At 72.2% G+C, this 19,259-nt stretch carries 13 protein-coding genes; 9 read left to right on the top strand and 4 right to left on the bottom strand.

The genetic code is table 11. From position 1 onward, the window contains the following. The first annotated feature begins 24 nt into the window (after nt 1-24). Complete coding sequence (gene polA / locus ASG88_RS17605) at nt 25-2,721, top strand: DNA polymerase I (RefSeq protein ID WP_056888749.1); 2,697 nt, start codon at nt 25-27, stop codon at nt 2,719-2,721. Nucleotides 2,722-2,749: 28 nt separating this feature from the next. Here polA and ASG88_RS17600 read toward each other — a convergent pair whose 3' ends face one another. After that, nucleotides 2,750-4,000 (bottom strand): lipopolysaccharide biosynthesis protein, encoded by a 1,251-nt coding sequence (locus tag ASG88_RS17600; protein WP_157559806.1) that lies wholly within the window; start codon nt 3,998-4,000, stop codon nt 2,750-2,752. A gap of 86 nt (nt 4,001-4,086) precedes the next feature. Here ASG88_RS17600 and ASG88_RS17595 point away from each other — a divergent pair, with 86 nt between their 5' ends. Then, nucleotides 4,087-5,808 (top strand): hypothetical protein, encoded by a 1,722-nt coding sequence (locus ASG88_RS17595; RefSeq protein WP_056888747.1) that lies wholly within the window; start codon nt 4,087-4,089, stop codon nt 5,806-5,808. Nucleotides 5,809-5,894: 86 nt separating this feature from the next. Continuing rightward, complete coding sequence (locus tag ASG88_RS23155) at nt 5,895-6,053, top strand: DUF2613 family protein (RefSeq protein ID WP_107765781.1); 159 nt, start codon at nt 5,895-5,897, stop codon at nt 6,051-6,053. Nucleotides 6,054-6,111: 58 nt separating this feature from the next. On the opposite strand, the gene ASG88_RS17590 is transcribed toward ASG88_RS23155, so the two are convergent. Next, on the bottom strand, nt 6,112-7,269 hold the full coding sequence (locus tag ASG88_RS17590; protein ID WP_056888746.1) for a glycosyltransferase family 4 protein: 1,158 nt from the start codon (nt 7,267-7,269) through the stop codon (nt 6,112-6,114). Nucleotides 7,270-7,309: 40 nt separating this feature from the next. Between ASG88_RS17590 and ASG88_RS17585 the strand changes: the two genes are divergently transcribed. Both ASG88_RS17585 and ASG88_RS17580 read left to right on the top strand, forming a co-directional pair. Beyond that, nucleotides 7,310-8,086, top strand: a complete 777-nt coding sequence (locus tag ASG88_RS17585) for a class I SAM-dependent methyltransferase (protein WP_235534907.1) — start codon at nt 7,310-7,312, stop codon at nt 8,084-8,086. Next, nucleotides 8,053-12,174 carry an alpha-(1->3)-arabinofuranosyltransferase gene (locus tag ASG88_RS17580; protein WP_157559805.1) on the top strand — a complete coding sequence of 1,374 codons (4,122 nt, stop codon included), beginning with the start codon at nt 8,053-8,055 and terminating at the stop codon, nt 12,172-12,174. Before ASG88_RS17585 ends, ASG88_RS17580 begins: the two co-directional genes overlap by 34 nt. Here the strand turns inward: ASG88_RS17580 and ASG88_RS22725 are convergent. Beyond that, nucleotides 12,066-13,289 (bottom strand): acyltransferase family protein, encoded by a 1,224-nt coding sequence (locus ASG88_RS22725; protein WP_082600642.1) that lies wholly within the window; start codon nt 13,287-13,289, stop codon nt 12,066-12,068. The two genes, ASG88_RS17580 and ASG88_RS22725, sit on opposite strands and share 109 nt — an antisense overlap. Then, on the bottom strand, nt 13,286-15,124 hold the full coding sequence (locus ASG88_RS17570) for a hypothetical protein (protein ID WP_157559804.1): 1,839 nt from the start codon (nt 15,122-15,124) through the stop codon (nt 13,286-13,288). Before ASG88_RS17570 ends, ASG88_RS22725 begins: the two co-directional genes overlap by 4 nt. 111 nt (nt 15,125-15,235) lie before the next feature. Here ASG88_RS17570 and ASG88_RS17565 point away from each other — a divergent pair, with 111 nt between their 5' ends. From ASG88_RS17565 to ASG88_RS17550, 4 genes are all read left to right on the top strand, one after another. Beyond that, complete coding sequence (locus ASG88_RS17565; RefSeq protein WP_056888742.1) at nt 15,236-16,432, top strand: nucleotide sugar dehydrogenase; 1,197 nt, start codon at nt 15,236-15,238, stop codon at nt 16,430-16,432. After that, nucleotides 16,429-17,214 carry a glycosyltransferase family 2 protein gene (locus ASG88_RS17560; RefSeq protein ID WP_056888741.1) on the top strand — a complete coding sequence of 262 codons (786 nt, stop codon included), beginning with the start codon at nt 16,429-16,431 and terminating at the stop codon, nt 17,212-17,214. The genes ASG88_RS17565 and ASG88_RS17560 overlap by 4 nt, the downstream gene beginning before the upstream one ends. Before the next feature lie 4 nt (nt 17,215-17,218). Next, nucleotides 17,219-18,271, top strand: a complete 1,053-nt coding sequence (locus tag ASG88_RS17555) for an NAD-dependent epimerase/dehydratase family protein (RefSeq protein WP_235534906.1) — start codon at nt 17,219-17,221, stop codon at nt 18,269-18,271. Between the two features lie 81 nt (nt 18,272-18,352). Then, the gene (locus tag ASG88_RS17550; protein WP_056888740.1) at nt 18,353-19,243 is read left to right on the top strand and encodes a DUF3068 domain-containing protein; all 891 of its coding nucleotides are present in this window, start codon (nt 18,353-18,355) and stop codon (nt 19,241-19,243) included. The last annotated feature ends 16 nt before the right edge of the window (nt 19,244-19,259 follow it).

The following is a 19,259-nucleotide window of genomic DNA, read 5'->3' as shown; positions in this document are numbered from 1 at the left end:
GGTGGCGGCGGCTAGAGTCGCGACGTGTCGCAGACGGATTCCCCTCGCCCCCGGCTCCTGCTCCTCGACGGCCACTCGCTGGCCTACCGCGCGTTCTTCGCGCTCCCGGTGGAGAACTTCGCCACCGCCTCGGGGCAGCACACCAACGCCGTCTATGGCTTCACCTCGATGCTGGTCAACGTGCTGCGCGACGAGGTCCCGACCCACGTCGCGGTCGCGTTCGACAAGTCGCGCCAGACCTTCCGGCTCGAGGAGTACGCCGAGTACAAGGCCAAGCGCAACAAGACGCCGGGGGAGTTCAGCAGCCAGCTGCCGCTGATCCAGCGGGTCCTCGACGCGCTCCACATCACGCACATGGAGCTCGACGGCTACGAGGCCGACGACATCATCGCCACGCTCACCACGCAGGCCGTGGCCGAGGGCATGGAGGTGCTGATCCTCACCGGTGACCGCGACTCCATCCAGCTCGTCACCGAGACCTCCACCGTGCTCTACCCGATGCGCGGCGTGAGCGACCTGGCCCGCCTCACCCCGGCCTACGTCGAGGACAAGTACGGCGTGCCGCCCTACCGCTACCCCGAGCTCGCGGCCATCGTGGGCGAGACCTCCGACAACCTGCCCGGCGTGCCCGGTGTGGGCCAGGGCTACGCCGCGAAGTGGATCAACCAGTTCGACGGGCTGGACAACGTCATCGCCCGGGCCGACGAGATCACCGGCAAGAAGGGCGAGGCGCTGCGCGAGCACCTCGGCGACGTCATCCGCAACCGGCGTCTCAACGCGTTGGTCCGTGACCTGACCCTGCCCGTGCGACCCGGTGAGCTGGCCCGCCAGCCCTGGGACCGCACCGCCGGGCTCGAGCTCCTCGACGAGCTGGAGTTCCGCGGCGAGCTGCGCACCCGCCTCATGGACACCATCGACCCCGACCCGGGCGGCGAGGTCGCCGAGGAGGGCTTCGAGCTCGACGGCGAGCGGCTCCCCGCCGGCGGGGTGGCGGCCTGGCTGCAGGCCCACGTGTCGGCCGGCGAGCGGGTCGGCGTGGCCGTCCAGGGCTCCTGGCGGGCGGGCACGGGCGAGGTCGTCTCCCTCGCGGTGGCCACCGCCGACGGCACCGCTGCCTGGGTCGACGTGGCCGACGTGTCGCCCGAGGACGACCAGGCCCTCGCCGGCTGGCTGGCCGACCCGGAGCGTCCCAAGGTGCTCCACGACGCGAAGGGGCCGATCCTGGCGCTGGCGGCGCGGGGCTGGCGGCTCGGCGGCCTGGCCGTCGACACCGCGCTCGCGGCCTACCTCGTGCAGCCCGACCAGCGCTCCTACGACCTCGCCGACCTGACCCTGCGCTACCTCAAGCGCGAGCTCCGACAGGACACCGGCGACGCCGACCAGCTCACGCTGGACGCGATCGACGACACCGGCACGAGCGACGTCGCGATGCTGACGGCCAAGGCGGTGCTCGACCTCGCCGCGGCGCTCGACGCCGCGGTCGAGGAGCACGGGGGCACCCAGCTGCTGGCCGACGTGGAGCTGCCGCTCATCGACACCCTGGTCCGGATGGAGCAGACCGGCATCGCGGTCGACACCGACTACCTCGAGGGGCTCGAGTCCGAGTTCGGCGACCAGGTCCGCGCCGCCGCGCAGGACGCCTACGACGTCATCGGCAAGGAGATCAACCTCGGGTCGCCCAAGCAGCTGCAGGTGGTGCTCTTCGACGAGCTCGACATGCCCAAGACCAAGCGCACCAAGACGGGCTACACCACCGACGCCGACGCGCTGCAGCAGCTCTTCGAGAAGACCGAGCACCCGTTCCTGCAGCACCTCCTGCGCCACCGCGACGTGATCCGGCTGCGGCAGACCGTCGAGGGGCTGCTCAAGACGGTGGCCTCCGACGGGCGGATCCACACGACCTACAACCAGATCATCGCGGCGACGGGTCGGTTGTCCAGCACCGATCCCAACCTCCAGAACATCCCGATCCGCACCGAGGCGGGACGGCGCATCCGCGAGGGCTTCGTGGTCGGTGAGGGGCACGAGTGCCTCATGACCGCCGACTACAGCCAGGTCGAGATGCGGATCATGGCGCACCTCTCCGAGGACGCCCTGCTCATCGAGGCGTTCCGCTCGGGCCAGGACTTCCACTCGATCACCGCCGCCCGGGTCTTCGGCGTCGACGCAGACGCCGTCAGCACCGAGCAGCGGGCCAAGATCAAGGCGATGAACTACGGCCTCGCCTACGGCCTGTCCGCCTTCGGCCTCTCCCAGCAGCTGCGGATCAGCACCGGGGAGGCCGCCGGGTTGATGGAGGAGTACTTCGAGACCTTCGGCGGGGTCCGTGACTACCTCGGCGGCATCGTCGACGAGGCTCGCCGCTCCGGCTTCACCGAGACGATCATGGGACGTCGCCGCTACCTCCCCGACCTCACGAGCGACAACCGCATGCGGCGCGAGACGGCCGAGCGGATGGCGCTCAACGCGCCGATCCAGGGCTCGGCAGCCGACCTGGTCAAGGTCGCCATGTTGGGAGTCGAGGCGGTCCTCGCGGAGCAGGGGTTGCGCTCGCGCATGCTGCTGCAGGTCCACGACGAGCTCGTGTTCGAGGTCGCCACGGGGGAGCGCGAGGCGCTCGCCGCCCTGGTCCGCGAGCAGATGGGAGCGGCCGCCGACCTCGCGGTCCCGCTCGACGTGTCGGTCGGCACCGGACGCAGCTGGCACGAGGCGGCGCACTGAGGCGACCCGCCGCAGGTGCGCAGGGGCGTCAGACGACGGGGGCGGCCACCGGGGCGCTGGTCGCCTGCTCCCGCAGGACGTGGACGGTGGCGCCGAGCAGCACCACGAGCAGGACGGCGTCCGCGGCGACCACGGTCGTGAGCAGGCCCAGCAGCGTGTCCCGCATGAGGCCCACGGAGACCACGACGGCCAGAGCGGCCCACACGGCCAGCACGGTCCAGCGACCCCGGCGGGCCAGGACGGAGTAGACCAGCAGCTGGATCATGGACAACAGCGTGCCGAGGATGGCGAAGAGCCACAGGTACGGCTGGATCTCGGAGAAGCCGGCTCCGCCCGCGAAGACCATGGCCAGGGGCGCGAGCAGCCACGCAGCGAAGGTGCCGAGCACGCCGAGGCCCGCGATCAGGGTGAGGCTGCGGACCATCGCCCGGCGCCGCTCGTGGACGGTGGACATCGCGGGGAAGGCCACCACCACCACGAACTGCGGGAGGAAGAGCATCGCCTTGCTGATGATCAGCCCGGCGGCGTACAGGCCGGCATCGTGGTCGGAGAGCACGTTGCGGGCGACGATGATGTCGACGTTCGAGAGCGCGAAGAACGCCAGCAGCGCGTGGGAGTTGTGCAGGCTCTCCTTGAGGATCGCGGTGCCGCCGTGCTCGGGACTGGCGTCCCCGGCATGGCGCCCGCCGCGCAGCACCCACCACCCGACGACGGCCGGTGCGAAGAAGCCGATGGTCACGCCGAGCAGGGCGGTGAACTCCCCGGGAGCGACCACGATCAACGCGGTGGCGATCACCAGGCGTGGCAGCCCCGCGGCCACGTAGACCAGGCCCAGGGGTGCCCACCGTCGTTCGCCCTGCAGGATCCCGGCCTGGCCGCCCATGATGGTGAGCGGCACCGCGGACACGGCGATGAGCGCCGTGGTCGGTAGGCTGTCGAGACGCAGCACGCGGTCGATGACGGGGGTCAAGGCCAGGAGCAGGAGCCCGAGCGCGGCGGCGGCGCGGTAGGTGACGCGCATGATCGAGCGCTCGATCTGCGCGACGTGACCACGGTCCGCGGAGATGCGACGGGCGGCCGTCGCCTGCAACCCGAGGGAGAGCACGCTGACCACGATCAGGAAGTTCATGGCGGCGATGAGCGCGCCGTAGTCCTTGGGACCGAGAAGATAGGTCGCCAGCATGGTGAACGCGTAGGTCGCGATGTTCATGATGCCCATCGCGATCGCGATGCCGGCGCTGGTCTGCGCCAGCGTGCGGGCACGTTCCAAGGCTGGCACGGGGCGAGCCTAAGGGGTCGCCTGCCAGTAGGGTCGGACGCCCGCCCGCTCCGCCCGGAGCACCCGATCGGCCCGGAGGAGGAGTGGTGTCCGCAGAGCGCCCGGCTGCCCCGGCCGGCACGACGGCGCGGTCGAGGACGGTCGCGGCCCTCCCCGCCGCCTGGGCACTCCTGTTGTCCCTCCTCATGCTCGGTCCGGCGCTGGGGTGGGGCTACGTGCTGAGCTACGACATGGTGTGGGTGCCGCAGCTGGACCTGCGCAGCGACACCCTGGGTCTCGGCAGCGCACTGCCGCGTGCCGTCCCCTCCGACGCCGTGGTGGCCGTGCTCGACGCCGTCGTTCCCGCCGTCCTCCTGCAGAAGGTGGTGCTCGTCGGGGCACTCGTGGGCGCCGGAACCGGCGCCGCGGCCCTGGTCGCGGAGCGCTCGGTCGCCGCGCGCCTGGTGGCCGTGACGATCGCGGTGTGGAGCCCGTTCGTCGTGGAGCGCCTGTTGATCGGCCACTGGCCGTTGCTCGTCGGGTACGCCGTCCTGCCCTGGCTGCTTGTGACGCTGCGGGGGAGCGACCGGGGCCGGCCCCTGCCGCTGCGGGTGCCGCTCCTGATGCTCCTCGGCAGCCTGAGCGCCAGCGCCGGGCTGGTGACGGCGGTCGCCGCACTGGCTGCGGGCACGCGGCGCGGCGATCCCCGCCGCACGCTGGTCCTCCTCGGCTGGCTCCTCGTGGCCAACGCACCCTGGGTGGTGGCCGGCCTCGTCCAGCCGTCGTCGGCGACCTCGGACCCGGCCGGCGCGGAGCTGTTCGCCACCGCGGGCGAGGGTCTCCTGCCGGGGCCCCTGGCGGCGTTGTCCTCCGGCGGCATCTGGAACGCCGAGGTGGTCCCCACCTCACGCACCGGTTGGGCGGGCGTGGCGCTGACCGTGCTGCTGGTCGTGGCGGCAGGGGCGGGGGTCGTCCGCCTGGCCCGGGGTCGCGCCCGCGTGACCGGCCTCGCGGGCCTCGTCGTCTGCTGGGGCGTGGGCTACGGGCTGGCGGTCCTGAGCTGGGCGGCCCCCGGTGTCCTGGGATGGCTGGCCGCGAACGTGCCCGGCGGTGGACTGCTGCGGGACGGCTCCCGGTTGCTCGGGCTCGCGCTGCCGCTCGTGGTGGTGCTGGTGGCGATCGCGGTGGACGGCCTGCTCGAGCGACTGCCCGACCGCGCGTCGCGGGTGCTGGTGGGCGGCGTCCTCGCGCTCGTCCCGCTGAGCCTGATGCCGGACGCCGTGTGGGGGGTGAGCGGCCGGTTGGCCGCCGTGTCCTACCCGGCGGCGTACGACGACGCGCGGGACGCGGTCTCGGCTGCCCCGGTCGGTGACGCGGTCTCGCTGCCCTTCGTGAGCTACCGCGCCCCGGTGTGGAACAACGGCGGGCGGCGTGTGCTCGACCCGCTCGGGCGATACCCGGACCGGCCGGTCGTGGTCAACGACGAGCTCGTCGTCTCCGGCACGCGCATCGCGGGGGAGGGCCCCCGTACGGCGCAGGTGCAGACCGCCCTCGAGGCCCCCTCGCCCGAGGCTCGGGCCGCCGCGCTGCGGGCGGCCGGGGTCTCCGTGGTCGTGGTCGAGCAGATCGAGGGCTACCCCGTGCCTGCGGTGGCGGGCACGACGACGCTGGCCGGCGACCTGACGGTGGTCGAGCTGGGCCCGGCCCGGGAGGTGCCGGTGTCGGGTGCGCGGCGGGTCGCGATGGCGACCGCGTGGGCGGCCTGGTTGCTGCTTCCGACGGCGGCGCTGGCGGCGGGGCTGTGGCGGCGCCGACGCCGGCGCGGATGACGCGTGGGGTATTCGCCGCTCGAAATGGCGCACGGGGGCGTACTGGCTGGTAGGGTCCGCGTCGTACCTGAGGAGGGTCATCCACAATGGGATCTGTCGTTGCGCCGCTCGTGAGCATCGTTGCCGGAGCAGTTCTTGGTGTCACCACGCTGATGGGCGTCATCTCGTCCCAGACCGGTGCCCCCGACCAGTCCCCGGCCAACGCCGAGGCCCCGGCCCTCGAGTACGGCACCGTCTCCGAGTGATCCCGCGGGCGCGGCCAGTCGGTCGTGCCCATGCCGGACCGCAGTGTACGGACCGGCCTCACTCCTCGTCGGGGTCCTGGCTGTCGATGATCTCGCCGCGCAGCGCGCTCGCCACGACGTGGGCGAAGGACTCCTGCGCGTGGCCCCAGGTGAACTGGTGGCTCATCGCGTGTGCCCCCTCGCCGAGTCGGGCCCGCTCCTCGTGGTCGTCGACCAGACGACCGAGCACCGCGGTGAACTCGGCCTCGTCGTCGACGAGCACTCCCGAGCGGCCGTCGGCGACGGACTCGCGCGTGCCGCCCGCCGAGCGGTAGGCCACGGTGGGGGTCCGGTGCATGCCGGCCTCGCCGATCACCAGTCCCCACCCTTCCTTGAGCGAGGGCAGGCCCAGCAGCCAGGCCTGCTCGTAGACCTCGTGCTTGCGCCGCTCGTCGACGTGCCCCTCGAACACCACCGTGTCCCCGGCGCCGCGCGCCTCGGCGTACGCGTGGAGCTCGGCCTCCCACCAGCCGCTGCCGACGACGTGCAGCCGCAGGTCAGGATGGCGGGTCCGCAGCGCCAGCGCCGCGTCGATGGCGTGCTCGACCTGCTTGTGCGGGACGAGGCGGCCGACGACCGCGATCATGGGGTGGGGCGCCTTGCCGACGCCGACCGGGATGACCGGGTCCGTGCCGTTGTGCACCACGGCGATGCGCTCGCGGTCGACCCCGAGGTCGACGAGCTCGCCGCGGGTGGCCCGAGAGACGGCGACGTACTGGCAGGCACGGTAGAGGCGCGGGGCGAGACGGCGCTCGATCCACCACCCGACCCGGCCGCTGAGGCCCGGGTAGACGACCGGCCACTGCTCGCGGTGCACGTGGTGCACCAGCACGATGACCGGTCTCCGAGTGGCGGCGCGGGTGAAGAACGGGAGGCCGTTCTGCACATCCACGACCGCGTCGACGCGGCCCAGCTCGCGGCGGACCAGGGCCGAGACCCCCTCCTTGTAGACGCTCAGCTTGGTGCCGCGACGCAGGAAGCGGACGCCGTCCACGGTCTCGTCCGGCGGCGCGGCCGCGTGGGCCGCGCAGAGGATGGTGACCCGGGCGCCGCGGGCCACGAGACCGTCGGCCATCTTCTCGAGGTAGCGCTCCGCGCCGCCGCCCTCGGGGTTGTGCGTGTCCCGCCAGGAGAAGAACGCGATGTGGCGGCCGGAGAGGTCGTGGACGTCGGACATTGCCGCACAACCTACAGCTACCGCGGGGTAGGGTCTGCGCGTGCCGAGCCAGACCCGTCCCGCCGAGGTGCCCCCCACCTCCCCGGGACGGCGACTCTGGCGGGCCGACCTGAGGCGCTCACTCCACCTCTTCGGGGAGTTCCGCCACGAGCAGCCGGACCCGGCGCGCTTCTACACCGCGCTGGCCCAGGACTCCGCTGCGCAGGTCGGGCAGTACGCCGACCTCGACGGCGCTCTGCTGCTCGACGTGGGCGGCGGCCCGGGCTACTTCCGCGACGCCTTCCGGGCCGCGGGCGCGACGTACCTCGCCCTCGACTCCGACGTCGGTGAGCTGGCCGGCGCGGGCGACATCGGGGCCGGCACGGTCATCGGCAGCGGCATGCAGCTGCCGTTCGCGGACGCCTCGGTGGACGTCTGCTACTCCTCCAACGTCCTCGAGCACGTGCCCGAGCCGTGGCGGATGGCCGAGGAGATGGTCCGGGTCACCCGCCCCGGTGGGCTGGCGTTCATCAGCTACACGACCTGGTACGGCCCGTGGGGCGGCCACGAGACCTCGCCCTGGCACTTCCTCGGCGGTCGCCGGGCGCGACGCCGGTACTCAGCGAGGCACGGCCACGAGCCCAAGAACAAGTACGGCGAGTCGCTCTTCGCCGTCACCGTCGCCGACGGCCTGCGCTGGGCCCGCACCCAGCAGCACGCCGACGTCGTCCACCTGCTCCCGCGCTACAACCCCTGGTGGAGCCGCTGGCTGCTCCGCGTGCCGGTGGTGCGAGAGGTGGTGACGTGGAACCTCGTGCTCGTGCTGCGGAAGAAGTGACCCAGGACGTCTCGCGGTTCCGGTGGCGGCTGCTCGCCGCCTGCGTGTTGCTGACCGGCCTGGCCATGACGCAGTCGCCCGGACTCCTGGTTGCCGACACCAAGCTCGACCTGGCCATCGCGCCCCTCGACTTCCTGACCCGGTCGGCGCACCTGTGGGACGCCGAGGGAGCCTTCGGGCAGCTCCAGAACCAGGCGTACGGATATCTCTGGCCGATGGGCCCGTTCTTCGCGCTCGGGATCGGGCTCGACGTGCCCGGGTGGGTGGTCCAGCGCCTCTGGATGGCCCTGGTGATGTGCGTCGCCTTCGTCGGGGCCGCCAAGGTCGCACGTGCGCTGGGGGTGCGCTCGGACCTCGCGTGCATCGTCGGCGGGCTGGCCTTCGCCCTGTCCCCGCGGATGCTGACCGTGCTCGGGCCCAGCTCCATCGAGGTCTGGCCGATGGCGCTGACGCCCTGGGTGCTCCTGCCGCTGGTGATCGGCGCGGAGCGCGGCTCACCGCGGCGTGCGGCCGCTCTCTCGGCGCTGGCCATCGCGATGGTCGGCGGGGTCAACGCTGCCGCGACGTCGGCCGTCCTGCCGCTGGGCGCGCTGTGGCTGCTGACCCGGTCTGCCGGACCGCGCCGGCGGGCCCTGATGCTGTGGTGGCCGCTCTTCACGCTCCTCGGCACCCTGTGGTGGCTGGTGCCGCTCTTCCTGCTGGGGGGCTACAGCCCGCCCTTCCTCGACTACATCGAGTCCGCCGCCAACACCACGTTCCCCACCACGCTCTTCGACTCGCTGCGGGGGACGTCCAACTGGGTCCCGTACGTCGACGCCGCGTCGCGCGCCGGCAACGACCTCCTCCGTCAGACCCACCTCGTCACCAACAGCGCGGTGGTGATGCTGCTGGGCCTCGCGGGCCTGACCCTGAGGCGCAACCCGCACCGGGGGTTCCTGCTGACCGGGCTGCTCGTCGGACTCTTCCTCGTCACCATGGGTCACCTCGGCCAGGTCCAGGGATGGTTCGCCCCCGCGCTCCAGGAGCTGCTGGACGGCCCACTGGCACCGCTGCGCAACGTCCACAAGTTCGACCCCGTGATCCGCCTGCCCCTGGTGCTCGGCCTCGCGTTCGTGGTGGACGAGCTCGTGGAGCGACGGGCCAGGGCCGCCCGCGCCACGACGCGCGGGGCCGCCTCCGAGCGGGTCAACCTGCGACTGCTGGTGGGCATCTGCGTCCTCGCGGTGCTCGGCGCCTCCCTGCCCGCCGCACTGGGACGGATCACCCCGGCCGGCGGGTTCGCCGACGTGCCCGGCTACTGGGTGGCGGCCGCGGACTGGCTGGCCGAGGAGCAGGACGAGGGGACGGCGCTGCTCGTTCCCGGGTCGTCCTTCGGCACGTACGTCTGGGGTACGCCGCGCGACGAACCGATGCAGTCGCTCGCCGGCAAGCCGTGGGCGGTCCGCAACGCGGTGCCCCTGGCGCCCGCCGGCAACATCCGCATGCTCGACGCCGTGGAGTCGAGGCTGTCGCAGGGTCGCGGCGGGACCGGGCTGGCCCGTCTCCTGGCCCGCTCCGGCGTGAGCCACGTCGTCGTGCGCAACGACCTCACCCGGTCCGGGGACGTCCCCGACCCGGTGCTGGTCCACCAGGCGCTGGAGGACTCGCCCGGACTCGAGCGGGTCAGGACCTTCGGACCGGACATCGGCGGCGCGCCCCGGATCGAGGGGGAGCTCGGCAAGGCCATGGTCAACGGGGGGTGGCAGGACGAGTACCCGGCGCTCGAGGTGTACGCCGTGCAGGACGACACGTCGCGAGCCTCGACGACCGACCGGCCGACCGTCGTCGTCGGCGGGCCGGAGGACCTCGTGGACCTCGCGGAGCTCGGCGTCCTCGACGACGCGCCGGCCCTGCTCGCCGCCGACGAGCCCACGGCGGACCCTTCCTTCCCGGTGGTCCTCACCGACGGGCTGCGGGCCGTGGAGCGCAACTTCGGCCGCCTGCACGACTCGTCCTCCGAGACCCGCACCGTCGACCAGGACCGCAACCTCCCCAGCCGCTCGCCGGACTACGAGATCGGCGACCCCGACCGGTGGTCGACCTGGGCGGAGCTCGACGGCGCGCGGGCCGTGACGGCGTCCAGCTCGCAGTCCGACGCGAACTCCCAGGGGATCGTCGAGCCGGGCGCGATGCCCTACGCGGCCGTCGACGACGACCCCACGTCGAGCTGGGTGTCCGGGCCCGGCTCCGTGCTGGGCCACTGGTGGCAGGTGGACCTCGGGGCGCCGCGCAGTCTCGGGCGGACCTCGATCACCGTCGGGGACTCCGGCCGGGAGGTGCTGCAGGTCAGCACGGACGACTGGGCCAGCCCGCTGCTGACCTTCGAGCCGGGGGACACCCGGACCGTCACCGTCCCCGGCGACACCCGGGTGCTGCGCATCGAGGACCGGTCCGGTCGACCGGACAACCGGCTAGCGCTGTCCGAGGTGGTCGCCACCGGTCTGGACGTGGACCGGGTCCTGGTCATGCCCGAGCTGCCGGAGGGCAGCGGGGCACCGGCCGCCGTCGTGATCCGGCGGGTGGGGGACGACCGGTCGGGCTGTGCCCGGGTCGACGACGTCGTGCGCTGCCGCAACGGTCAGGCGAGGGCAGCCGAGGAGCCGGGCGGGTTCACGCGCCGCTTCACGCTGCCCGAGGCGATGACGGCCACCCCCGAGATCACTGTCGGCGCGCGCGCGGGCCAGGACTGGGACGGCTACCTCTTCTCCGACCAGCCGGTGTCCGCACTGGCCTCGAGCTCGGTGGCGCCGGACCCCCGCGCGCGTGCGGTGGCCGCGATCGACGGAGACCCGGAGACGACGTGGATCGCCGACCTCGACGACACGCAGCCGGACCTGAGGCTGGCCTGGCTGGGCCGCCGCACCCTCACCGGGCTCGCGCTGAGCGTCGAGCCGGGCACGGCGGCTCGTCTCCCCGAGTCGCTCGAGCTCACCTGGCCCGGGGGCACCCGGACCGTGCGCCCGGGCGACGACGGGGCGGTGCGGTTCCCCCCGATCCGCACGTCAGAGCTGTCGCTCAAGGTGCTCGACGCGGAGCCCGCGACGGACATCGCGTTCGACGGCTCCGCGTCCTTCGTGCCCGTCGGCGTCTCCGAGATCCGTCTCGTCGGCCTGCCCTTCGTGCCCGTGCTCCTGTCGAGCGACGAGCGCACCACGCCGTGCGGAGCCGGGCCCCGCATCCGTATCAACACCACGACGTACGAGACCCGGGTGACCGCCAGCCCCGCCGAGCTCTACGACGGCGGCACCGGTCGCGCCGAGCTGTGCGGCGGCGAGGACGTCGACCTGCGGGCGGGTGTCAACGAGGTCGAGGTCGAGGGAGCGACCGCGTTCGTGGTGGACTCCGTCGTGCTCGGCGCCGCGCCGGCCCCGACGGCGGCTGAGGGCGTCGCCTCGACGATGGAGTCACCCACGCAGCTGCGCATCGACGTCCCCGGTCCGGGCGCACACGTCGCGACCGGGATGAACGCCAACCGGGGATGGGAGGCGGGGGCCGGCACCGAGCCGTCCGTCTACGACGGATGGCGACAGGGGTGGCAGCTCGACGACGAGGACGCCGAGGTGCTCGTGGCCCGCTTCGCCCCCGACCGGGTCTACCGGGCCGGGCTGCTGGTGGGTGCGGTCGCGCTCCTGCTCCTGCTGCTCATGGTGGTGCGGCCCGGAGCAGCACGACGCGTCGAGGCGCCACCGCTCACCTCCCGCCGGGCGTCACCCGTGGTGGTGGCGGTGCTCGCCCTCGTCTCGGGCGCCCTGCTCGCCGGGCCCGTGGGTGCCGCCGTCGCGGCCGGCGCCGTGCTCGTGGGGGCCCTGGTGCAGCGGCGTGCGCCGGTCACCGGCTCGACGTGGCTCAGCGGGGCGCTGCTCCTGCCGGCGGCCGCGGCGTACGTCGTCCGCCCGTGGGGCGACTCCGATGGCTGGGCCGGATCGTGGGGGTGGCCGCACTACCTCGTGCTGGCGGCCTGTGCCGCGGCCCTGGGTGCGCTGGTCGCGGACTCCTCGCGCCGCCAGCGGTCCGACACCCGTGCCGACGGCACCTCGATCACGCGGTAGAGCAGCTCGGCCGCCAGGACGCTGAGCCCGAGCGTCAGCACCCAGACCTGCAGGCCGTCGCCCCCGAAGACGGTGTAGTCGGTGACCGCGTAGATCCCCGAGAGGACGGCGAGGTGGATGCAGAAGATGCCGTACGAGATGCGCCCCAGGTGCCGCAAGGGACGCCACGACATCACCCGCGCGTAGCCCCCGGTCCGGTCCGCGAACATGCCGGTGAGCACCATCAGGCCGCCGATCGCGGCGTACAGCAGGTGCTTGACCAGGATCTGGCTGTGGCTGCCGACCTGGAACATGACAGGTCCGGCCACCGGGGTCGCGGCCACGAGCATGAGGCCGCCGATCATCGCCCAGCAGACCCCGGGCATCCGGGCGAGGTCCAGCAGGGGTCGCATGCGGTCGGACAGTCGTCCCTGCTGGTGCAGGACGTGGACCAGGGCCAGGGCGATGCCCACCGCGAACCAGGTCGAGAACGAGGGCAACCACAGGCCGGGGGCGCCACTGCTGCGCTCCTGGAGGGGATCGGCGAGGTAGAGGATCCAGACCACGCTCGCGACGGCCATCGTGACCACGAGCACGAGCACGCGGCGGGGTCGCAGCGCGTGCACCCTCCCGACGGCCACCCACATGAGGAGCGGCAGCACGGCGTAGAACGCGACCTCGGCGGTGAGGCTCCACATCTGGGTCAGGCCGTGTGGCAGCTGCTCGGAGGTGTAGGGGTCGGCGAGCAGCAGGGACGAGACCCAGGTGCGCACCGTGGCACCGTCGTTCTCCGGGATCCAGACCAGGGCGATCACCACGGTGACGACGTACACGGGGTAGATGCGCAGCAGGCGCTTCTCGTAGTAGCGCCTCCGCGACGGTGGCGGCGCCCCCGTCGCCGCGCGGGCCAGCCACGGCCGGGCCAGCAGGAAGCCCGACAGGACGAAGAAGATGGCCACGCCCACGTCGAGACGCGCCAGCAGCGTCCCCCACACACCGTGGCGCAGGTACTCACCCGCCTGGAACGCCGTGTGGGTCGTGAGGACGGCCAGCGCACCGATCGCGCGCAACGTGTCGAGCACCGGGAACTCGTGCGCCGGCTCGGCGACCCGGGGCGTGCTCGCTCTCCACCTCATGGCAACGGACCTCCTGGCTCCACCTGTCCCACCTCGATGGTGTCGACGCACAGTGTGCTCCCCGGGGCCACGCCGTCGATGCGGATCTCGTCGAAGGACCCGCTCACGCGGAGGTAGAGGCTGTTGAGCCCCGGCAGCAGCGTCGCCTCGATCTCGTCGTCGTCCGCGGTGATGGTGACCGAGGACTCGTCTGAGTAGAGGTAGCCGATGCGCACCCACCAGTCCCACTCGAACGCCCGGCCGGTGAGCGGGATGGCGCGTCCGGACGCCGGGACCTTCCACCCGCACCCTCGGGTGGGCCCCTCCTCGGACCGCACGCCGGGACCGATGAGGGCCGACCGCACGGTCCCGTCCTCGCCGACCATGCCGAGCCGTGAGCTGGTCCGGGGGAAGTCCGCGGTGCCGTGCAGGAGCGGCGTCATCCTGCTGACGGCGTTGTCGGGAGCGAAGGCGGCCGAGATGACCCCTTCCGGCACGGCCGTGTCCGCGAGGTCCACCCTGCCGAGGCGTTCGAGGTCCCGGTCCAGCGCATGGATCCAGGGGTCGCTCTCGTTCAGGGTGTGCCAGTAGGTCACGTATCGGACCGACGACACGACGCCGCCCGCCGCCACGAGGACCACGAGCGCCACCGCCAGGCTCGGCCGGAGGGGAGCGCGGAGCAGCGAGGGCTCCCGCGGGACCGAGGAGTCCGGCGCGCCGGGGACCTCGAGGAAGGCCAGCCCGACGCAGACCGCGGCGATCGCTGCGGCGTCGGTGAGGTAGCGGTACTCGAGGCCGATGATGGCGCCGTACTCGGGACCCCTGCTGTTGACCAGAAGGGCGAGGCAGCACAGGAGGTACGACGCGAGCAGGGCCCAGGCCCGCAGCGTCCGGTGCCTGGTGAGCATCCCGTAGGTGACGGTGAGGGCCACCACGACCCAGGCGACGTGCACCGCCACGTCGGGAGGGTCGGCGAAGGCGTTGGGGGGCGCGGCAGGGTCCCAGGCCCACGGCCCGCCGACGACACCCGTCATGAACGCCGTGCCGAGCATCGTCTCGCTGATCCGGCCCACGACCCCGGGAGTGGTCTCCGTGAAGGGTGCGTCGACGTACGCGACGTAGTACGCGAGGTAGGCGACCGCCAGCGCGGCCGCCGAGAGGGTCGCCGCCCAGTAGGTCCGGGCCACGTGGACAAGCCGGTGCAGCGGGCCACCGGTCGCGAACCAGGCGAGGGCGACGAACCCCAGCACGGGGAAGAACAGGAGCGCCTTGACGTAGAAGACCAGGCCGAGGGCCGTCGCGACCAGGGTGGCCAGCAGCCACACAAGACTGCGGGTCCGCAGGTGGCGCACCCAGCACCCCACGGCCAGGAAGAGGGCGGCCTGGAGGGGGACCTGGTTGAGCGCGGCGGTCCACCACATCATGGCGGGCATCGTCATCGCGCTCGTCAGGTAGAGGACCAGGGGAGCGAGCACGCCCCAACGCGGGCCGAAGAGCGTCAGCAGTGCCCACAGGGCGGCGACGGCGGCGAGCGCCTGGAAGAGCAGCACGATGCCCGCCGCGAGGTACCAGTTGAGCGTCCCCGAGCTCTCCACGACCCAGGCGAGGGCCCGGCCGCCGGGCATCAGGTTGCTGTTGTGGGGCTCGAGCACGTAGGCGAGGCTGAAGGGGCTCGTGGTGGCGTCGTAGAGCAGGTTGTAGTCGTCCAGGTAGAACCAGCTCGGCAACAGCGCCCAGGCCCGGAACGCCACGTGCGCGAGGACGAGGACCACCCCGATCCCGACGACGGCCGAGGCAGTCCCCTCGCCGTCGAGTCCCCGCTTCCACGAGACCAACCTCGAGTCCTGCTTCCGCACTGTGGCCTCCTCCGGCGGCGCATCATGCCACACCGGATCGCCCCGAACGGTCTCTTCACCAGCGCTCGAAAGGTAGGTTGTGCGCGGCCACCTGAAGGAGCACAGACAACCGTGACCGACACTTTCCACTTCGACGTCTGCATCGTCGGCGGGGCGGGCCACGTGGGCTTCCCGCTGGCCGTGGCGTTCGCGAGCCGAGGCCTGTCCGTGGCGATCTTCGACATCAACTCGACCGCGGTCGAGTCGATCATGGCCGGGAGCGCGCCCTTCCTCGAGCCCGGCGTGCACGAGCCGCTGGCCGACGCCCTGGCGCGGGGTGCGCTCGTCGCCACCACCGACCGCGCCGTCGTCGGTCGCTCCGAGCACGTGGTGGTGGTCGTCGGGACGCCCGTCGACCAGTACCTCAGCCCGGACCCGGAGGCGGTGCCGCGCGCGGTCGGCGAGCTCATGCAGGACCTGCGCCCCGGACAGCTCGTCGTCCTCCGCAGCACGGTATTCCCCGGCGTCACGCGCCGGGTCGAGCACCTGCTCGCGCCGCTCGACGGTGTCGAGGTCGCCTTCTGCCCCGAGCGGATCGCCGAGGGGCAGGCCATGACCGAGCTGTTCGCGCTGCCGCAGATCGTGGCGGCACGCACCGACGGGGCGCGGAAGCGCGCGGCGGCGCTGTTCGGGCGGCTGACCGAGACCGTGGTCGACCTCCAGCCGGAGGAGGCGGAGCTCGCCAAGCTCTTCACCAACTCGTGGCGCTACATCAAGTTCGCCGCGGCCAACCAGTACTACATGATGGCCAACGACCTCGGCCTCGACTTCTCGGTGATCCGGGCCGCGATGATGGAGGGCTACCCCCGGGCGGCCGACCTCCCGGGCGCGGGCTTCGCCGCCGGGCCGTGCCTGTTCAAGGACACGATGCAGCTGGCGTCGGTGACCGGCGGGAGCTTCCCCCTCGGGCACTCGGCGATGCTCGTCAACGAGGGTCTGCCGGACTACCTGGTCAAGAGCATGGAGGCCAGGCACGACCTCATGTCGATGACCGTCGGCATCCTCGGGATGGCCTTCAAGGCCGAGAGCGACGACCGCCGCTCGAGCCTGTCCTACCGGCTCAAGCGGGTGCTGGCCTTCCGGTCCGCGCGCGTGCTGACGACTGACCCCTTCGTGACCGACGACCCCGACCTGCGGCCCCTCGACGAGGTGCTGGCAGAGTCCGACATCGTGGTCATCGGTGCACCCCACTCGTCGTACGCCGACGTGCCGTTCGCCGGCCCGGTCGTCGACGTGTGGAACCTCCGCGGGCAGGGGGCCCTGGCGTGATCCCCGCCGCCGTCAGCGTCGTCATCCCCGCCTACCGGGAGGACGAGGGCATCCAGCGCGTCCTCGACCGGCTGCTCGACGCGATCACCATCGACGTCGAGGTGCTCGTCGTCGTCGACGACGAGGCGGACCCCACGGTGGCGGCCGTGGCCGAGCACGTGGGCCACGACGCCCGGGTGCGGACCCTGGTCAACACCTACGGCCGGGGACCGGCCAACGCGATCCGCTACGGCATCGACGCGGCCCGCAAGCCGGTCGTCGTCGTCACCATGGCCGACGGCAGTGACGACCCGCGGCTCATCGACCCGCTGGTGCGCCTGGTCGAGCGCGGCGTCGTGGTCGCTGCGGCCTCCCGCTACTCACCCGGCGGGCAGCAGGTCGGCGGACCGATGCTCAAGGGTCTGATCTCCCGTGCCGCGGGTCGCTCCCTGGGCACGTTCGCCCGTGTCGGCACCGACGACGCCACCAACAGCTTCAAGGCCTACGACACCGACTTCGTGCGCGAGGTCGGGGTGCACAGCCGCAGCGGCTTCGAGATCGGCCTCGAGCTCACCGCCAAGGCCCGCCGGCTGCGACTGCCGGTCGCCGAGCTGCCCACCATCTGGCTCGACCGCACCATCGGCGAGTCCAGCTTCGACATGAAGGCGTGGATCCCCAAGTACCTCCGGTGGTACCGCTTCGCCTACGGTCCCCAGCTCACGGTGGAGCAGGTCCGCGACCAGGCGGCCCGCATCGCCCGACTCAACAACGGTGCGGCCCCCGCCGCGGAACAGGACACCTGAGCAGATGGATGGCCACACGGACGACCGGAGCGACATGCGCGTCCTCGTGACGGGCTCCGCCGGCTTCATCGGCGGGTACGTCGTCGAGGAGCTGCTCGCCCGCGGCTACAGCGTCACCGGCATCGACAACTACTCCAAGTACGGCCCGGTCACGAAGTCGTACGACGACCACCCGCGCTACACCTTCGTCGAGGGCGACGTCCGTGACGTCGAGCTGATGGTGCGGCTGCTGGCCGACTGCGACCACCTGGTGGCCGGGGCCGCCCTGATCGGCGGCATCTCCTACTTCCACGCCTACGCCTACGACCTGCTGGCCACCAACGAGCGCATCATGGCCGCCACGTGCGACGCCGCGATCGAGGTGCTCGGACAGGGCCGGCTCCGGAAGGTGACCTACCTCAGCTCCTCGATGGTCTTCGAGTCGACCGACTCCTGGCCGTCCCGGGAGGGCGACGAGCGACGCGTCCCGCCGCCGCTGTCGTCGTACGGCTTCCAGAAGTTGGCCGTGGAGTACTTCGCGCAGGCGGCGTGGGACCAGTACTCGCTGCCCTACACGATCGTGCGCCCCTTCAACTGCGTGGGCGTGGGGGAGGGGCGGGCCCTCGGGGACGTCGAGATCCCCAGCGGCAACGTCAAGCTCGCCATGAGCCACGTCGTGCCCGACCTGATCCAGAAGGTGCTGAAGGGACAGGACCCGCTGCACATCCTGGGCGACGGCCAGCAGGTGCGGCACTACACGTACGGCGCGGACCTGGCCCGCGGCATCGTCGCGGCGATGGAGTCCCCCGACGCCCGCAACGAGGACTTCAACCTGTCGACGGCCGAGTCCACCACCGTGCTTGACCTCGCCGAGGTCATCTGGCGCAAGATCCACGGCCCGGAGCGCCCGTTCGCGGTCGTCTCGGACACCCCCTACGAGCACGACGTCGCCAAGCGGGTCCCCGACGTGACCAAGGCCCGCGAGGTGCTGGGGTTCACCGCCGCGACGACCCTCGACGAGATGCTCGACGTCGTCATCCCGTGGGTCCGCCAGGCGATGGCCGACGGCATCATCTGACGGCCCGGCGAAGCTGCGTACACCAGGGGCTACCTGCTGGTAGCCTTCGGCGACTCATCGACTCCTGGGAGGACTTTCGTCGTGCGCAAGATCTTTGGTTGGGTGCTTCTGGCGCTCGGCGCATTCTTGGTGGTGGTCGCCCTCACCGCGACGCTCTGGGCTCCCGGACAGGTCAAGCGGACCCCGCTCGACACCGACAGCACCACCCGCCTGGCGGGATCGGCCGACAAGCTGAACCCCGGGACGGGTGAGGTGGAGAGCCTCGACGTCAAGGCCACGAGCATCACCCAGGCGGACTCCAAGCGCTCGGACGACGAGGTCGTCGTGTTCGTCAACTCGGTCTGCCTCGTCATCGACGAGGGTGACGTCCCCGACTGCGTCGACGCCGACGACCCCGAGGGTCGTCTGGTCTCCGCGTCCACCGACGTCTTCGCGACCGACCGCTCCACCGCGGAAGCGGTCAACGGCGAGTACCTCCCCGCCGGTGCCGAGGAGAAGGAGGGCCTCATCAACAAGTGGCCCTTCGACGCCGAGAAGAAGGACTACCAGTACTGGGACGGCATCCTCGGCGCCCCCGTGGACGCGGTGTACGACAGCACCGAGACCCTCGAGGGGCTCGAGACCTACAAGTACCACGTGGTCGTCGACGAGGAGTCGGCCGAGGTCGTGGACGGCGTCCAGGGCGTCTACTCCCAGGACAAGTTCCTGTGGATCGACCCGGTGACCGGGTCCATCATCAACCAGACCCAGCAGGAGCTCCGCACCCTCGAGAACGGCGACGTCCTCCTCGACCTCGACCTGGCCTTCACCGAGGACCAGGTCACCGACAACGTCGAGTCGGCGAAGGACTCGGGCAGCCTCATCGAGCTGATCACCAGCACCGTGCCGCTCGTCGGCTTCATCGGCGGGGCGCTCGCCCTGCTCGCCGGAGCCTTCCTCGTCTTCGCCGGTCGCCGGCGCGAGACCGCCTGACCCTGCTCCACCGATG

It is taken from the genome of Nocardioides sp. Soil777 (assembly GCF_001428425.1).
In the GTDB taxonomy this organism is placed as follows: domain Bacteria; phylum Actinomycetota; class Actinomycetes; order Propionibacteriales; family Nocardioidaceae; genus Nocardioides; species Nocardioides terrigena.
The sequence above is the reverse complement of the archived record's forward strand: the minus strand, read 5'-3'. Positions and strand labels throughout refer to the sequence as shown.